The organism is Blastococcus sp. TF02-09 (assembly GCF_003319105.1).
Classification (GTDB): domain Bacteria; phylum Actinomycetota; class Actinomycetes; order Mycobacteriales; family Geodermatophilaceae; genus Blastococcus.
Window position 1 is genome coordinate 15,782 of the sequence record NZ_QOHH01000014.1, and the last position, 14,538, is coordinate 30,319.

The 14,538-nt window shown below is 74.9% G+C and carries 14 protein-coding genes and 1 tRNA gene; 5 read left to right on the forward strand and 10 right to left on the reverse strand.

Annotation, left to right across the window (positions count from 1 at the left end):
- Positions 1-10 precede the first annotated feature (10 nt).
- Positions 11-724, reverse strand: coding sequence for a response regulator transcription factor (locus DQ239_RS18020; RefSeq protein WP_304544248.1), 714 nt, complete (start codon positions 722-724; stop codon positions 11-13).
- Positions 725-856: 132 nt separating this feature from the next.
- Between DQ239_RS18020 and DQ239_RS18025 the strand changes: the two genes are divergently transcribed.
- Together DQ239_RS18025 and DQ239_RS18030 are read left to right on the forward strand one after the other, a co-directional pair.
- Positions 857-1,207: an STAS domain-containing protein gene (locus DQ239_RS18025; RefSeq protein ID WP_113835803.1), complete on the forward strand. Its 351-nt coding sequence runs from the start codon at positions 857-859 to the stop codon at positions 1,205-1,207.
- Positions 1,207-1,470, forward strand: a complete 264-nt coding sequence (locus DQ239_RS18030; protein WP_147252162.1) for an STAS domain-containing protein — start codon at positions 1,207-1,209, stop codon at positions 1,468-1,470. The genes DQ239_RS18025 and DQ239_RS18030 overlap by 1 nt, the downstream gene beginning before the upstream one ends.
- Positions 1,471-1,491: 21 nt before the next feature.
- On the opposite strand, the gene DQ239_RS18035 is transcribed toward DQ239_RS18030, so the two are convergent.
- Positions 1,492-2,319 carry a hypothetical protein gene (locus DQ239_RS18035; protein ID WP_113835882.1) on the reverse strand — a complete coding sequence of 276 codons (828 nt, stop codon included), beginning with the start codon at positions 2,317-2,319 and terminating at the stop codon, positions 1,492-1,494.
- A gap of 375 nt (positions 2,320-2,694) precedes the next feature.
- On the opposite strand from DQ239_RS18035, the gene DQ239_RS21220 reads away from it, so the two are divergent.
- Together DQ239_RS21220 and DQ239_RS18040 are read left to right on the forward strand one after the other, a co-directional pair.
- The gene (locus DQ239_RS21220) at positions 2,695-2,820 is read left to right on the forward strand and encodes a hypothetical protein (protein WP_255411256.1); all 126 of its coding nucleotides are present in this window, start codon (positions 2,695-2,697) and stop codon (positions 2,818-2,820) included.
- Between the two features lie 51 nt (positions 2,821-2,871).
- Positions 2,872-3,492, forward strand: a complete 621-nt coding sequence (locus tag DQ239_RS18040) for an endonuclease/exonuclease/phosphatase family protein (protein ID WP_233489464.1) — start codon at positions 2,872-2,874, stop codon at positions 3,490-3,492.
- An 18-nt stretch (positions 3,493-3,510) separates the two neighbouring features.
- Here the strand turns inward: DQ239_RS18040 and DQ239_RS18045 are convergent.
- The 3 genes from DQ239_RS18045 to DQ239_RS18055 form a co-directional block, all read right to left on the reverse strand.
- Positions 3,511-3,597 (reverse strand) — tRNA-Ser (locus DQ239_RS18045).
- A 14-nt stretch (positions 3,598-3,611) separates the two neighbouring features.
- Positions 3,612-4,832 (reverse strand): MFS transporter, encoded by a 1,221-nt coding sequence (locus DQ239_RS18050; protein WP_113835805.1) that lies wholly within the window; start codon positions 4,830-4,832, stop codon positions 3,612-3,614.
- Between the two features lie 49 nt (positions 4,833-4,881).
- The gene (locus tag DQ239_RS18055; RefSeq protein WP_113835806.1) at positions 4,882-7,527 is read right to left on the reverse strand and encodes an EAL domain-containing protein; all 2,646 of its coding nucleotides are present in this window, start codon (positions 7,525-7,527) and stop codon (positions 4,882-4,884) included.
- A 148-nt stretch (positions 7,528-7,675) separates the two neighbouring features.
- On the opposite strand from DQ239_RS18055, the gene DQ239_RS18060 reads away from it, so the two are divergent.
- Complete coding sequence (locus tag DQ239_RS18060; protein ID WP_233489465.1) at positions 7,676-8,881, forward strand: MFS transporter; 1,206 nt, start codon at positions 7,676-7,678, stop codon at positions 8,879-8,881.
- Positions 8,882-8,932: 51 nt separating this feature from the next.
- On the opposite strand, the gene DQ239_RS18065 is transcribed toward DQ239_RS18060, so the two are convergent.
- Genes DQ239_RS18065 through DQ239_RS18085 form a run of 5 tightly spaced genes read right to left on the reverse strand, consistent with a single transcriptional unit; the run spans position 8,933 to position 14,361 of the window.
- Positions 8,933-9,967: an ABC transporter ATP-binding protein gene (locus DQ239_RS18065; protein WP_113835807.1), complete on the reverse strand. Its 1,035-nt coding sequence runs from the start codon at positions 9,965-9,967 to the stop codon at positions 8,933-8,935.
- Positions 9,964-11,001 (reverse strand): ABC transporter ATP-binding protein, encoded by a 1,038-nt coding sequence (locus DQ239_RS18070; RefSeq protein ID WP_113835808.1) that lies wholly within the window; start codon positions 10,999-11,001, stop codon positions 9,964-9,966. Before DQ239_RS18070 ends, DQ239_RS18065 begins: the two co-directional genes overlap by 4 nt.
- Positions 10,998-11,900, reverse strand: coding sequence for an ABC transporter permease (locus DQ239_RS18075; protein WP_113835809.1), 903 nt, complete (start codon positions 11,898-11,900; stop codon positions 10,998-11,000). Before DQ239_RS18075 ends, DQ239_RS18070 begins: the two co-directional genes overlap by 4 nt.
- On the reverse strand, positions 11,897-12,838 hold the full coding sequence (locus tag DQ239_RS18080; RefSeq protein ID WP_113835810.1) for an ABC transporter permease: 942 nt from the start codon (positions 12,836-12,838) through the stop codon (positions 11,897-11,899). The genes DQ239_RS18075 and DQ239_RS18080 overlap by 4 nt, the downstream gene beginning before the upstream one ends.
- Complete coding sequence (locus DQ239_RS18085; protein ID WP_113835811.1) at positions 12,835-14,361, reverse strand: ABC transporter substrate-binding protein; 1,527 nt, start codon at positions 14,359-14,361, stop codon at positions 12,835-12,837. The genes DQ239_RS18080 and DQ239_RS18085 overlap by 4 nt, the downstream gene beginning before the upstream one ends.
- Positions 14,362-14,538 lie beyond the last annotated feature (177 nt).

Consider the following 14,538-nt stretch of genomic DNA (forward strand, 5'->3'; position numbering starts at 1 on the left):
GGGTCCAGCCTCATCGCGGGTCCAGCCGGTAGCCCAGCCCGCGCACGGTGATCACCAGCCGCGGCGCGCTCGGGTCGATCTCCACCTTGGTGCGCAGCCGCCGGACGTGGACGTCGACGATGCGCTCGTCGCCGAAGAAGCCGTGCTCCCAGACCCGCTCGAGCAGCGCCTGGCGGCTGAACACCCGGCCCGGCGAGGCGGCCAGCTCGCACAGCAGCCGGAACTCGGTGAGCGTCAGCGGCACCTGCGTGGCACCGCGGTGCACCGTGCCGCGGGCCTCGTTGAGCACCAGCGGGCCGGCCGGGTCGGCGTCGAGCACGACCTCCTCCGGGCCGCGCTCCGGAGCGGCACTGCCGGCCCGCCGTCGCAGCGCCCGCAGCCGCGCAGTGATCTCCTTGACCTCGAACGGTTTCGTCACGTAGTCGTCGGCGCCGGCCTCCAACGCAGCCACGATGTCGTCGGTGTCGGCCCGCGCGCTGATGACGATGATCGGCAGGTCGCGGCTGCGCCGGACCTCGCGGATCACGGCGTACCCGTCCATCGAGCCGAGCATGAGGTCCACGACCATCAGGTCGGGCGCGGCGACGGCCACCGCCCGCACGGCGTCCTCGCCCGAGACGGCCTCGGCGACGTCGTAGCCCTCGTCCTCCAGCGCCCACCGCAGCGCGGTGCGGATCGAGTCGTCGTCCTCGACGACCAGCAGACGCAGGGGCACGGCGGCCATGCTGCCACCGCCCCGGGACGGTCCCCCTCGGCCGGCGAGACCGTCACGGGATCGCAAAGCAGCGTCCCGGCGAATCGCAACACGGCGGCGCGAGGGTGGAGCTCCCGCACCCGGCGACCAAGGAGCCGCTGCATGACCACCACCGCCGCTGCCCGCGTCGCCGCAGGCAGCCGGGTCGACCGGATCGGGGACGAGGTCACCATCCGGCTCGACGACGCCCTGTTCGCCGACGGCCTCGCCGACGTCCGCTGGCTGCTGCACGACGCGCTGCTGGCCGGGGCGCGACGGCTGCTGGTCGACCTCACCCGGGTGCAGCACCTGTCGAGCACCGCGGTGGCCAGCCTGCTGTGGGCGCACCGCATCTGCCGAGCGCGCGGCGGCACCGTCGTCCTCCGGGGCGCCAACCGGCGCACCCTCGACCTGCTGCACCGCACCGGGCTGGAGCGCGTGCTGCGGCTGGAGAGCGGCCGGGGCGTGGCGTGATGCTGTCGGAGACCGTGGACCGGCGGGTCGGCGTCATCCGGGCCAGCGGGCACCTCAGCGCCCAGGGGGCCGACCTGCTGCGGGGCACCGCCCGCGCGCTGCGGGAGGGCGGCCACCGCCGCGTCGTCGTCGACCTCGCCGGGGTGCAGGCCGCGGACGACGCCGGCCTGGACCTGCTGCGCCGGTTGCGCATCCGCTTCGCCGAGGACGGCGGCGAGCTGGTCCTGCGGCACACCAACCAGCTGAGCGCTGAACCCGTCTGACCGCACGGTTCGGGCGGAGGCTCAGCGCAGGGCGGTGACCAGCGCGCAGGCGGTCGAGCCGGCCTCCTCCACCACGAAGCCCAGCTGCTCCAGCACGTCGAGGATCGCGGCGTTCATGAGCCGCTGCACGGCCTCGTCGGCGGTGGCGCCGCGCGACTGCTGCAGGCTCATCCGGTCGTGCGGCCGCCAGCTGACCAGCAGCCCGCCGGCGTCCTGGTCGGGCACGAGGCACACCCCTCCGCCGGACTGCGTCGCACCGGCGTCGTGCAGCGGGAGCCCGGCCTCGACCAGGGCCGCGGCGACCTCGACGACGAGGGTGGTCAGCGGGTCGGTGTCGGTGAGCAGGTCGTCCCACTCGGCCGGCAGCCGGTCCAGGTGGCGGCCCAGCTCACCCAGCCAGGCGCGCTCCTCCGGCGACGGCTTGGGCTTGACGGTGCCGTCGGTGCGCCGGGTGCCGAAGACCGAGACGGCGGACAGCTCGTCGGCGAAGGCCGCCCAGTCGGCGTCGAGCCGGTCGGCGAACGGGCCGGCCAGCACCTGGGCCGTCTCCCCCACGAGCCACCAGGTGGGGCCGCCCTCGGCCACCGCCGCCGGGGCGGGCCGGACGGCGACGCTGCTCGCCTGCGCCGTACGCGTCGGGGCCGCCGGGGTCTCGACCGGCCGGCCGGGGGCACGACGGCCCGCGGGATGGTTCGCCGACCGCGGCGTCGCGGCGCGCTGGGGCTGCCGCGCCCCGTTGCGCTCGAACTCGTACCGGGCGGTGGAACTGGCGGCCAGCACCACCACCACCGCGGTGAAGACACAGAACCCCAGCACCACAACTGCCGGCCACACCAGCGTCGCGCCCATGGTCACGCGGGTCTCCTCAGCGCCTACGCCGCGACGGGGAAGTGTCGCGGACAGGGCAGACGCTAGGGCTCTCCGGCTTCTCCATCGGCGGTCCCGGACACGCATGTGACCGCCCCGTCACCTGATCGTTGCGGGAGCCCCGCCGGGGGTGTGGTGACCCTGCCTCCGGGGCGGCGCCTTGTCGACAAACACCCCCCTGACCAGCGTGAAAAGGCCTCGTGGACCGTCGGTGACCTGGATCGGGCGCTGCTGCGTGGCGTGTCGCAGGTCTCGGGCCGCCGCGACCGGGTGCGCGGATGTGTCGTCCTGGCGGCCGGGATGACGCATCCGCGCCCACTGTCGGGGGCGCTCGACCGCGGCCCTAGCGTGAGCCCGGTGCAGGCGCTGCGGATCGGGACGCTGAACCTCGCCTCCGGCCGGGACGGCGGCGGCCGCTCGGTCGACGCCGCGGCGCTGCGGGCCGCCGTCGCCGAGCTGGACGTCGACGTGCTCGCCCTCTAGGAGGTCGACGTCGACCAGCCCCGGTCGCACGGCGTCGACCAGCCGGCCGAGGTGGCCGCCGGGCTGGACGCCGTCGACTGGCGGTTCGCCCCCGCCCTGGCCGGCACGCCCGGCCCGTTCCGCACCTGGACGCCGGCCGACCCGCCGGTGCTGTGCGGCCCCGACCGGGCGCCGAGCGGGCCGCACTACGGGATCGCGCTGGTCAGCCGCCTGCCGGTCCGCCGCTGGTCGGTGCTGGGGCTGGGCGCCGGCCGGGCCCGGCTGCCGCTGCAGGCGCCGGACCCCCGCACCGGGCGGACCCACCTGTGGTGGTTCCCCGACGAGCCGCGGCTGGCGATCGCGGCCGAGCTGGAGCACTGCACCGTGGTCGCCACCCACCTCTCCTTCGCCCCGCACACCGCGGTGCGCCAGCTGCTCCGGCTGCGCCGCTGGTGCGCCCGCCTCCCGGGGCCGGTCGTGCTGGCCGGCGACCTCAACCTGGTCGGGCCGGTGCCGGCGCGCGTCTTCGGCGCCACGCGGCTGGTCGCCGAGCCGAGCTACCCGGCGACGGCGCCGCGCGTGCAGTTCGACCACGTGCTCGGCCCGGCCGGCCTGGAATCGCGCGACGCCCGGACGTGCCGGCTCGCGCTCGGCGACCACCGATTCGTGTCCGTGACCGTGCATCCCCGCTGATCCCGGGAGACGCAGGAGCGGAGGGCGTGGGATTCGAACCCACGATGGGTGTTACCCCATAGCGGTTTTCAAGACCGCCGCCATCGGCCACTAGGCGAGCCCTCCTGGCGGCACCGAGGCTAGCCGGTGCCCTCGACCGGGGAGACGGTCGTGCGGAGTGAGCGCCCCAGCACGAGCACGAGCAGGCCGGCGACGACGACCACCAGCAGGCCGGCACGCAGGCCGGTGAGGTCGGCGATCAGGCCGACCAGCGGCGGGGAGACGAGGAACCCGATGCGCAGCAGCCAGTTGACGGCGGTCAGCCCGACCCCCGGCCGCAGCCCGGGCAGGCCGTCGGCCGCGGCGTAGACCGCCGGCACCAGCGTGGCCACGCCCACTCCCGCCAGGGCGTACCCGAGCAGCGTCGTCGGCACGGTGGGGACGGCGAGCATCAGCCCGACACCCGACGCCACCACCGCACCGCCGATCCGGGCGACCCGGCGCTGACCGAACCGGTCCACCACCCGGTCCCCGGTCAGCCGGCCCAGGGTCATGGCGACCTGGAAGGCGACGAAGCCCAGGCCGGCGACCGCCGCCGTCGCGGCGAGGTCGTCCCGCAGCCAGATGGCGCTCCACGAGGAGGCGGAGTCCTCCACGAACGCCGCCGCCGCGGCCAGGGTGCCGAGCACGGCCAGCGCCAGCACCGCGCCCCGCCGGGCGCTGCGACCGCCGGGAGCCGCGAGGTCCGCCGGCGGCTCGGTGGGCTCCGCGGTGTCCGGCCCGGGCAGCATCCAGCGGGCGATCGCCAGCGCCACCAGGCCGAACACGACCGCCATGACCCCGAGGTGCCAGCCCAGCGGGATGCCGAGGCCGGCCGCGGCCGAGCCGAGCAGTCCACCGGCGACGGCGCCCAGGCTCCACAGCCCGTGCAGGGCGTTGAGGATCGACCGGCCGTAGCCCCGCTGGACCCGCAGGCCGTGGGCGTTCTGGGCGACGTCGACGATCGCGTCCATCCCCCCGACGACGACCAGGACCGCAGCCAGGACCGGCCAGTTGGGGGCCACCGCCACCGCGGCGACCCCGATGCCCAGCACGATCGAGCCGTAGGAGGCGACTAGGCCCGAGCTGTACCGGCGGACCAGCACCGCGGCGGCCGGGCCGAGCACGAGCGCACCCAGCGGCACCCCGGCCAGCGCCAGGCCCAGGGCGCTGTTGGACAGGCCGAGGTCGTCCCGGAGCTCGGGCAGCCGGGGCACGAGGTTGGCGTAGAAGATCGCGTTGAGGGCGAAGCAGACGGCCACGGCCACCCGGGCACGCCGCAGCGCACGGGTGGGCGTGGCGGGAGAGAGGACCGCGCTCACCGCGCCCAACGTACCGACGATCCGCCCGTCCCCGCGCGAACCGAGCGGCTCAGGGCGTCGGCGCGAGCAGCTCCCGCAGGGCGGCCCCCGCGGCGGGGGCCGGCAGCGGGCGGGACAGCAGGTAGCCCTGGGCGAAGTCGCAGCGCTGGTCGCGCAGCCACGCCAGCTGGGCGTCCTCCTCGACACCTTCGGCGACCACGGTCAGGCCGAAGGTGTGCGCGGCGCGGATCATCAGCGCGACCAGCTCGGCGTGGCCGGACGAGCCCGAGGAGATGAAGCTGCGGTCGATCTTCAGCGTGTCCACCGGCATGCCGGCGAGCTGGCCGATGGAGGTGTAGCCGGTGCCGAAGTCGTCGATGGCGACCGCCACGCCCAGCTCGCGCAGCGCGACGAGGTGCCCGTACGCGGCCGGCTCGTTGACCAGGACCGTCTCGGTGACCTCGACGACCAGCAGCTCGGGCGGCAGCGCGGAGGCCAGCAGGGCGTCGGTGACGTCGCGGACGACGCGCGGGTCGGCGAGGTGCCGGCCGGAGATGTTGACCGCGACGGTGAGGCCCGCCGCCGCCGGGTCGGTGCGCCGCCACTCGGCGAGCTGCCGGGTCGCCTCGTGCAGCACCCATCGGTCCAGGTCGCAGATCAGCGTGCTGCTCTCGGCCACCGGGATGAACTCGCTGGGCGGCACCGGGCCGGACCCGGGGCGGTCCCAGCGCACCAGCGCCTCGAAGCCGTCGAGCCGGCCGGAGTCCAGGGCGACGACCGGCTGGTAGTGCACCTGGAACTCGCCCGCGGCCAGTCCGGCCGACAGCGCCGTCTCCAGGTCGGTGTGCGCGGACAGCTGGGCCCGGAGCGTCTCGTCGAACAGCTCGACGCGCCCCCGGCCGCGCTCCTTCGCGCGGTAGACCGCGGCGTCCGCCTCGGCGAACAGGGCGTCGGCGTCGATGCCGCCGTCCTGGGTGACCGCGATGCCGACGCTCGCGCCGACCCGGAACTCCGCGCCCGACCGGCGGACCGGCCGGCTGACCGTGGTGATCAGCCGCTCGGCCAGCTCCACGAGGTCGCGTTCGGCGACGACGCCCTCGACCACGACGACGAACTCGTCGCCGCCCAGCCGGCAGACGACGTCGCCCGGCCGGAGCGCCGAGCGCAACCGGTCGCCGATGACGCGCAGCACGGTGTCCCCGCTGGCGTGGCCGTGCCGGTCGTTGACCGACTTGAACCCGTCGAGGTCGACGAACAGCAGGCCGGTCATCGTGCCGGAGCGGCGGCCGCGGTGCAGAGCGGCGACGGTGAGCGCGCGGGCCTGCGTGCGGTTGGGGAGGTCGGTGAGGGGGTCGTGGGCGGCCTGGTGCGCCAGCGCCGTCTGCAGCTCCTCGCGGTCGCGGACCGAGTCGACCAGCTGCTCGACCGAGGCGTGCAGCAGCTGGCCCAGCGGGCCGGGCAGCGGCTCGGCGAGCACAGGGGCGGAGAGGTCGCCGCGGGTGACCGCGGCGGCCTGGGCCTGGATGCGCCGGAGCCCCGCCACGGTCGCGGCGAGCGCCGCGGACACGGTGCGTGCCTCGCGCGGGCCGGTCCTCGTGATCTCCACCAGCTGCCCCTGGCTGATCTGGGCGGCCTGGTCGGCGAGCCGCCCGAGCGCCCGGGAGACCCCGCGGCCGAGCCAGACAGCGCCGGCCACCGAGATCACGACCAGCCCGAAGGCGACCGACAGCAGCAGGTCCCGCCGTCCGGTGGCCGCCGCGTGGTCGGCCGCGGACAGCTCCTGCGCCTTGTTCACGGCGTCGTCCAGCAGAGCGGTCAGGGCCGCGTCGCGGGCGGTCGCCAGCCCGAGCAGGGAGACCAGCCGCGGCACGTCCAGCGTCTCGGCGGAGCCGTCGGCGTGGTCGGCGAGCAGCGCATCGATCGTGGCCGTCTCAGGAGCGGTCGAGAGCTCCCGCCAGCGCGCCGCGAGTGCGGGCTGGGTGAGATCGGCGAGGTCCTCCTTCGCGTGCAGGTAGTCCTTCCACTCGTCCTGCCACGAACCTTCGTCCACGCCGGCGACCCCTACCAGCTGCGTGCCGATGAACTCGGGCACCATCCGGGCCGCAGCCGTGGCCAGGTTCGCCACGAGCTGCGCGTCGGCGGTGGCCGCCGTCGTGGCGACCGGCACGTGCTCGGCACCGGCCGCGCGGGCGGCCCGGGTCTGGGCGGCCGCCAGGTCGTCGGCCAGCGCGAGGAAGTCGCGGTACAGGTCGCTCGGGCCGGCAGCGGAGCCGTCGGCGGCGGCGCGCACCCAGCCGATCCGCCGGGCGGCAGCGGCCGCTCCGGCAGCGGTGAGGGAGTCGCCTCGGATGTCGTCGAAGGCTGCGTCGGTCGCTGCCCGCGTGTCGCGCAGCAGCGTCGCGGCCCCGTCCCGGAGCCCGGTGACGACGTCGCTGCCGACGCCCAGGAGGGTGGCGTTGCTCGGGCTGTCGATGATCACCAGGGTCAGGGTCGGGACGATCTCGCGGATGACGGCGCTGCGGGCGGCGTGCAGCCGGGCCAGTGCACCGATCGCCGCCTCCGACCGTGCTGCACTGTCGGCCTCGTCGACCGCGATGCGCACGATGGCACCGGTCAGTGCGACCACGCCCAGCAGCGGCACCAGGACCAGCGCCGTCAGGTACGCCCACAGGGGCGTGCCACGACGGCGTCGGGCCGGACGGGACGAGAACCGCATGATCCCCCCCTCGGCCGGCGCCCCGGGCCGCTTGAGCCCGTCTCCCCCCAGGGGGTCACTCGCCGGCCGGATGCGGGGCGGGCCGATGATGGAGGTCTCGCCGTGCGCCGTACGGCCGGACGGGGGGCACGTGTCATTGGGAGCGCCGGTGGAAGCCGGCAGGGAACGCCGGTCGAGCCGCTGGTGGTGGGTCGTCGCGCCGGCCGCGGTGCTCGTCCTGGTCGCCCTGTGCCTGCGGGCGCCGTTCGCCGCGGTCGGGCCGCTGCTGGGCGAGCTGAGCGACGAGCTGGGGCTGTCGACCGGGGGGCTGTCCGTCGTCACGGCGCTGCCGCTGGTCTGCTTCGCCCTGGTCTCACCGTTCGCGCCGGCGCTGGCCGCCCGGTTCGGCGTGCACGGCGCCGTCCTCCTGGGCGTCGTGCTGATCGCCGTCGGCATCCTGCTCCGGGTGGCCGGCGCTCCGGGGCTGGTCGCCGGCACCGTCCTGCTCAGCGGCGGCATCGCGGTGGGCAACGTGCTGCTGCCCGCCGTCGCCCGCGCGGAGTACGGCGCCCGTGCCGCCGTCGTCCTCGGGCTGATCACGGCGGCCATGTCCGGCTCGGCCGCGGTCGGCGCGGGCCTGGCCCGGCCGCTGTCCGCCGCCGCCGGCGGCCCGACCGCGGGCCTGGTGCTCTGGGGCGTGCTCGTGCTGGCTGCTGTCCTGGCGATGGCGCTGCTCACCCGGGCCCGGCGCGGCGCCCCGCGGCCGGACGACGCACCGTCCGGGGCCCGGACGGCGATCCTGCGCGACCGGGTGGCGCTGGCGGTCACGCTGTACTTCGGGTTCCAGTCGCTGTCGTTCTACGCGATGCTCACGTGGCTGGCCGACGTGCTCGAGGCGGAGGCGGGCGTCTCCTCCGTCGCGGCGGGTGGGCTGCTCGCCGTCGCCACCGGGCTCGCCGTGCCGCTCGCGCTGGTCGTCCCGGGGCTGGCCGGCCGGCGCCCGGGTCAGCAGGCGTGGGTGCTGGCCGGCGCGCTGCCCGCGATCGCCGCGATCGTCGGGCTGCTCGGGGCCCCGGCGGCGGCACCCCTGCTGTGGGCGACGCTCTACGGGATCGGCAGCGGCATCGCGTTCCCGCTGTCGATGATGCTGATCGTCGCCCGCAGCCGCGACGTCGCGCAGACCGGCCGGCTCTCGGCGACGGCGCAGAGCGTGGGCTACCTGCTCGCCGCGACCGGGCCGCTGGGCGTGGGCCTGCTGCACGACGCGACCGGGGCGTGGGGGCCGGGCCTGGGGCTCATGCTCGCCGCCGTCGTCCTCCAGCTGGTGGTGGGCTGGGCCGCCGCCCGTCCCCGCCTGCTCTCCCCCGCCGCCTGATCCCTGCTCTTCCGCGGAAAAGCAGCCCGCTTTTCCGCGGAGAAGCAGACGTCAGGGGGTGGCCGTGACGCCTTCGGGGGCCGCCGCGGGCGCGCCGACGACGCCGTGGAGGTGGCAGGCGGCCTGCTGACCGGGCGCCCCGACCGACTGCAGCGCGGGGTCGACGTCGTCGCAGGGCTCGAACGCGTACGGGCAGCGGGTGCGGAACCGGCAGCCACTGGGGACGGCGGCCGGCGAGGGGACGTCGCCGGTGAGGACGATCCGCTTCCGTTCCCGCTCCAGCTTCGGGTGCGGTAGCGGCACCGCCGACAGCAGCGCCTGCGTGTAGGGCATCTGCGGATCGGTGCCCACCGCCCGCGCGGGACCGACCTCGACGATGCGGCCCAGGTACATGACGGCGATGCGGTCGGAGATGTGCCGCACGGCCGAGAGGTCGTGCGAGATGAACAGCAGCGTGAGCCCGAGCTGGCGCTGCAGCCGGCGCAGCAGGTTGAGCACCTGCGCCTGCACGCTCACGTCGAGGGAGGCGATCGCCTCGTCGCACACCAGGAAGTCCGGTTCGCCGGCCAGCGCGCGGGCGATGCCGACCCGCTGCCGCTGCCCGCCGGAGAACTCGTGCGGGTAGCGGCCGGCCACCCCGGGATCCAGGCCGACCAGCTCGAGCAGCTCGGCGACCCGGTCGGCGCGCGCCCGCTTGCCGGTGCGCAGCCCGTGCACCTCCAGCGGCTCGCCCACCGTCTGGGCCACGGTGCGGCGGGGGTCCAGCGACGCGAACGGGTCCTGGAACACCATGCCGGCGCGGCGCCGCAGCTCCTTGAGGCGGCGGCCCTCCAGGCCGGTCAGGTCAGTGCCGTCGAAGGTGAGCGTGCCGCCGGTCGTGGGCACCAGCCGCAGCAGCGCGTTGCCCAGCGTCGACTTCCCGCAGCCGGACTCCCCCACCAGGCCGAGGGTCTCCCCGCGGTGGATGTCCAGGTCCACGCCGTCGACGGCGCGCAGCAGCCCGGCGGGCTTCCTCCGGAACCCCCGGCCGCCGACCGGGAAGTGCACCTCCAGCCCCCGGGCGGAGACCAGCACGTCGCCGCTCACCGGAACCCCCCTGCCGGACTTTCGGTACCGGAAGTCCGGTCGGTGCACCAGGTCGCGGCGCGGTGCGGGAGCCGGACGTCCGCCGAGCCGATGACCGCCAGCGGCGGCTGCTCGGTCTCGCACCGCGCGTCGCCGCGCACCGGGCAGCGCGGCCAGAACACGCAGCCCGCCGGCAGGTCGGTCGGCGCCGGCGGCACCCCGGGCACCGTGGCGAGGTCGGGGACGACGCCGCCGACGGCCGGTCGGGCGAGGTCGGGCAGCGCGCCGAGCAGCCCGCGCGTGTACGGGTGGACCGGGTTCTCCAGGACGTCGTCGACCGTGCCGTCCTCCACGCACCGCCCGCCGTACATGACCAGCACCCGGTCGGCGATCCCGGCCACGACCCCGAGGTCGTGGGTGATCCAGACGACCCCGGTGCCCCGCTCGGCCTGAAGCTTCTCGACCAGGTCGATGATCTGCGCCTGCACGGTGACGTCCAGCGCCGTCGTCGCCTCGTCCGCCACGAGCAGCGCCGGTGAGTTCGACAGCGCGATCGCGATCACCACCCGCTGGCGCATGCCGCCGGACAGCTCGTGCGGGTAGCGGTCCAGCGCACCGACCGGGTCCGGCAGGCCCACCTCGCCGAGCAGCTCGGCGGCGCGGCGCCGGGCGGCGGCCTTGTCGACGTCGCCGTGCGCGCGGATGCCCTCGACGATCTGCCGGCCGATGGTCAGCACCGGGTTCAGCGAGGTCATCGGGTCCTGGAAGACCATGCCCGCGCCGGGTCCGCGCACCTGCCGCAGCCGCTCGGGCGCCATGGTGAGCAGGTCCTCGCCCTGCAGCAGCGCCCGTCCGGTCACCGTGGCGATGCCCGCGGGCAGCAGGCCCAGCAGCGCCAGCACCGAGACGCTCTTGCCGCTGCCCGACTCCCCCACGACGGCGACGGTCTCGCCCGCGCCCACGCGGTAGGACAGCCCGTTCACCACGTCGGCCGGCCCGCGCGGCGTCCGCAGCCGCACGCGCAGGTCCTCGACCTCGAGCACCGGCGCCGTCACCGGCCACCGCCGGCCATGAGCGTCCGCTGCTTGGGGTCCAGGACGTCGCGCAGCCCGTCGCCGAGCAGGTTGAAGCACAGCACGGTCAGGAAGATCGCCATCCCCGGGAAGAACGCCAGCCACCAGGCCAGGTCGATGAAGCCGCGCCCCTCGGCCAGCATCAGCCCCCACGACGGGTCCGGCGGCTGGGTGCCGAGCCCGAGGAAGGACAGGGCGGCCTCGGCGAGGACGGCGAAGGCCAGGCTGATCGAGGTCTGCACGATGATCGGCGGCGCGGCGTTGGGCAGCACGTGCCGGGTCAGCAGCCGCCAGTCCGAGGCGCCCACCGAGCGCGAGGCCCGCACGTAGACCTCCTCGCGCACGCCCAGCACGCTGGCGCGGGTCACCCGGGCGAAGACCGGGATGTAGACGATGCCGATGGCCAGCGCGGTGTTGCCCCAGCCGGTACCGCGGACGGCGAGCACGGCGATGGCCAGCAGCACCGCCGGGAACGCGAACAGCATGTCCATGAGCCGCATGAGGGCGTCGTCGATCCACCGGCCGTAGAACCCCGCGAGCAGCCCGATGCCGGTGCCGATGAGCAGCGCGATGCCCACCGCCAGGAACCCCACCCGCAGCGAGACACCGGTGCCGAGGACGACCCGGCTGAGGATGTCGCGGCCGAGGTCGTCGGTGCCGAACGGGTGCGCCCCGCTCGGCGACTCCAGCCGGGCGGCGACGTCGACCTCGTTGGGGCCCTGCGGGGCCAGCGTCTCGTCGAAGATCGCGACCAGCACGAGGGCGAGCAGGAGCAGCGCCGAGACGGCGGCCGTCGGGTTGTGCGCCAGCAGGCCGAGCGTCTCGCGCCACCGGGGTGTCGCGGGGCGCAGGGAGACGGGGGCGCCGACCTCGGCGGTCATCGCCGGATCCGGGGGTCGATGGCGGTGTAGAGCAGGTCGACCACCAGGTTGATGACGAGGAAGACGACGGCGAACAGCAGGATCGCGCCCTGCAGCACCGGGTAGTCGCGCGCCTGCACCGACTGCAGGGCGAGCTGCCCCAGCCCGGGCCAGGAGAACACGATCTCCACGACGACGACGCCGGACAGCAGGTAGGCCAGCTGCACGCCGGTGACGGTCACCAGCGGGAGCAGGGCGTTGCGCAGCACGTGCCCGGTGAACACCTGGCGCGAGGACAGCCCCTTCGCCTGCGCCGTCCGCACGTGGTCGGCGCCGAGGGCCTCGAGCACGCTGGAGCGCACGAACCGCGTGATCACCGAGCCGGACACCACGCCGGTGACCACCGCGGGCAGGATCAGCCGCTGCAGCCAGCCGGCCGGGTCCTCGGTGAGCGGCACGTAGCCCCCCGACGGCAGCCAGCCGAGGGTCCCGGCGAACACCAGGATCAGCACGATCGACATCCAGAACTCCGGCACCGAGATGCCGAACTGGCTGAAGACGGTGGCGACCCGGTCGACGAGCGACCGCGGCCGCAGCGCCGAGATCGTGCCCAGCGGGACGGCGATGGCCAGCGCGACGAGGATCGAGGCGAACGCCAGCGTGATCGTGGCGGGCAGCCGCTCGCCGATGAGGGAGGCGACGGTGTCCCCGCTGCGGAAGCTGACGCCGAGGTCGCCGGTGAGCGCCGAGCCCAGCCAGCTGACGAACTGCTGCACCAGCGGCTGGTCCAGGCCCGACCGCTCGCGCAGCGCGTCGTAGGTCTCCTGCGAGAACCGGGTGCCCAGGGCCAGCCGCACCGGGTCGCCCGGCACCAGGTGGACCAGCGCGAACACGATGACGCTGACCCCCGCCAGCACCACCACCGACTGCCCGGTGCGGCGGAGGACGTACCCGGTCAGGGCAGCTCCACGTTCTCGAAGTTGATCGCCTTGTCCGCCCGGATCTGGTAGCCCGACAGCCCCGGCGCCCAGGCCTGCACCACGTCGGGGTTGTAGAGGTACAGGTAGGAGACGTCGTCGACGATGAGCTGCGCCGCCTGGTCGTAGATCGCCTTGCGGGCCTCGTCCTCGGGCTCCGTGGCGCCCTGCTGCAGCAGCTGGTCGACCTGCGGGTTGCTGTAGCCCTGGTAGTTGTTCGGGCCGCCGGTCTGGTGCTGCTCCTGGTAGTACGCCGCGGGGTCGAGGTTGCCCAGCCAGCCCAGGTAGAAGGCGTCGAAGTCACCGGCGCCCTGGCGGTCCAGCCAGGTGGCGAAGTCCAGCGTCTCGATCTCGACGGTCACCCCGATCTCCTCGAGCTGGCTGGCGATCACCTGCGCCGCGGTCACCGTCTCCGGGTACTCGTCGGTGACCATCAGGCCCATCGTCAGCGGCGTCGTGACCCCGGCCTGCTGCAGGAGCTGGCGGGCCTGGTCGACGTCGCGGTCGAACGGTGCGTAGTCGTAGTAGAAGAAGCTGTCCTCGGGGATGGCCGTCTGGTTGGCCTGCGCCGCACCGAACCAGGCCGCCTCGGCCACCGCCTCCCGGTCGACGGCGAGGGAGATCGCGCGCCGCACGTCGCGGTTGTCGAACGGCGGGCGGGCGTAGTTCATGGACAGGTACCAGTAGTCGACGCTGGGCGTGGTCTCCAGCTCCACCGAGTCGTCGTCGCCCAGGGACTCGATCTGCTGCGGCGGGACGTTGTCGGTCCACTGCACCTCGCCGTTCTGCAGCGCCGTCAGCGCGGCGGCCGGCTCGGTGATGTACCGGAACTCCACGCCGTCGACGCTCGGGGCGCCGCCCCAGTAGTCCTCGTACGCGGTGAGCACGGTGCTGCTGGCGTCCGAGCTCTCCAGCCGGAAGGGGCCGGTGCCGTTGGCCTCGGTGGTGAGGTCCAGGTCGTCGGCGGCGCCCTCCGGGAGGATCGCCATGCCCTTGAACGACCCGATCCGCTCGAGCAGGTTCGGCGTCGGCTGGGACAGGGTCAGGACGACGGTGTCCGGGCCGTCGGCCGCCACGGACTCGACGTTCTGGAAGCGGAAGGAGTTGCTCAACTCCTCGTCGATGATCCGGTTGTAGGAGTAGACGACGTCGGCGGAGTCGAACTCGCTGCCGTCGTGGAAGGTGACGCCGTCGCGCAGGGTGAAGCGCCACTCCAGGCCGTCGTCGCTGGTCTTCCACTCCGTGGCCAGGCTCGGCTGCATCGTGAGGTCCTCTGGATCGGGGACCACGAGGGTGTCGTAGACGTTCTCCAGCACCTGGAAGCTCGCGTACGCGGTGGTGACGTGCGGGTCGAGTTGGTCGGGCTGGGCGCTGACGGCGGCGACCAGCGTGTTGTCACCGCCCCCGCCCCCGCCGCCGCCGGTGTCCACGGACTCCCCGCCCCCGCAGGCGCTCAGCGCGAGGGTTCCGGCGACGGCGAGGGCGAGAGGGCGGGTGGCGCGCACGGGAGCCTCCGGATGCTTCGGGGATCGTCGTCCGGGCCCGACCTTCCACCCGTCCGCGCCGGCCGGCCACCCGACCCGGGACGCCCCCCTGCTTTTCCGCGGAAAGGCAGGCCGCTTCTCCGCGGAAAAGCAGGCCGCTTCTCCGCGGAAAAGCAGGCGGCTTTTCCGCGGAGAAGC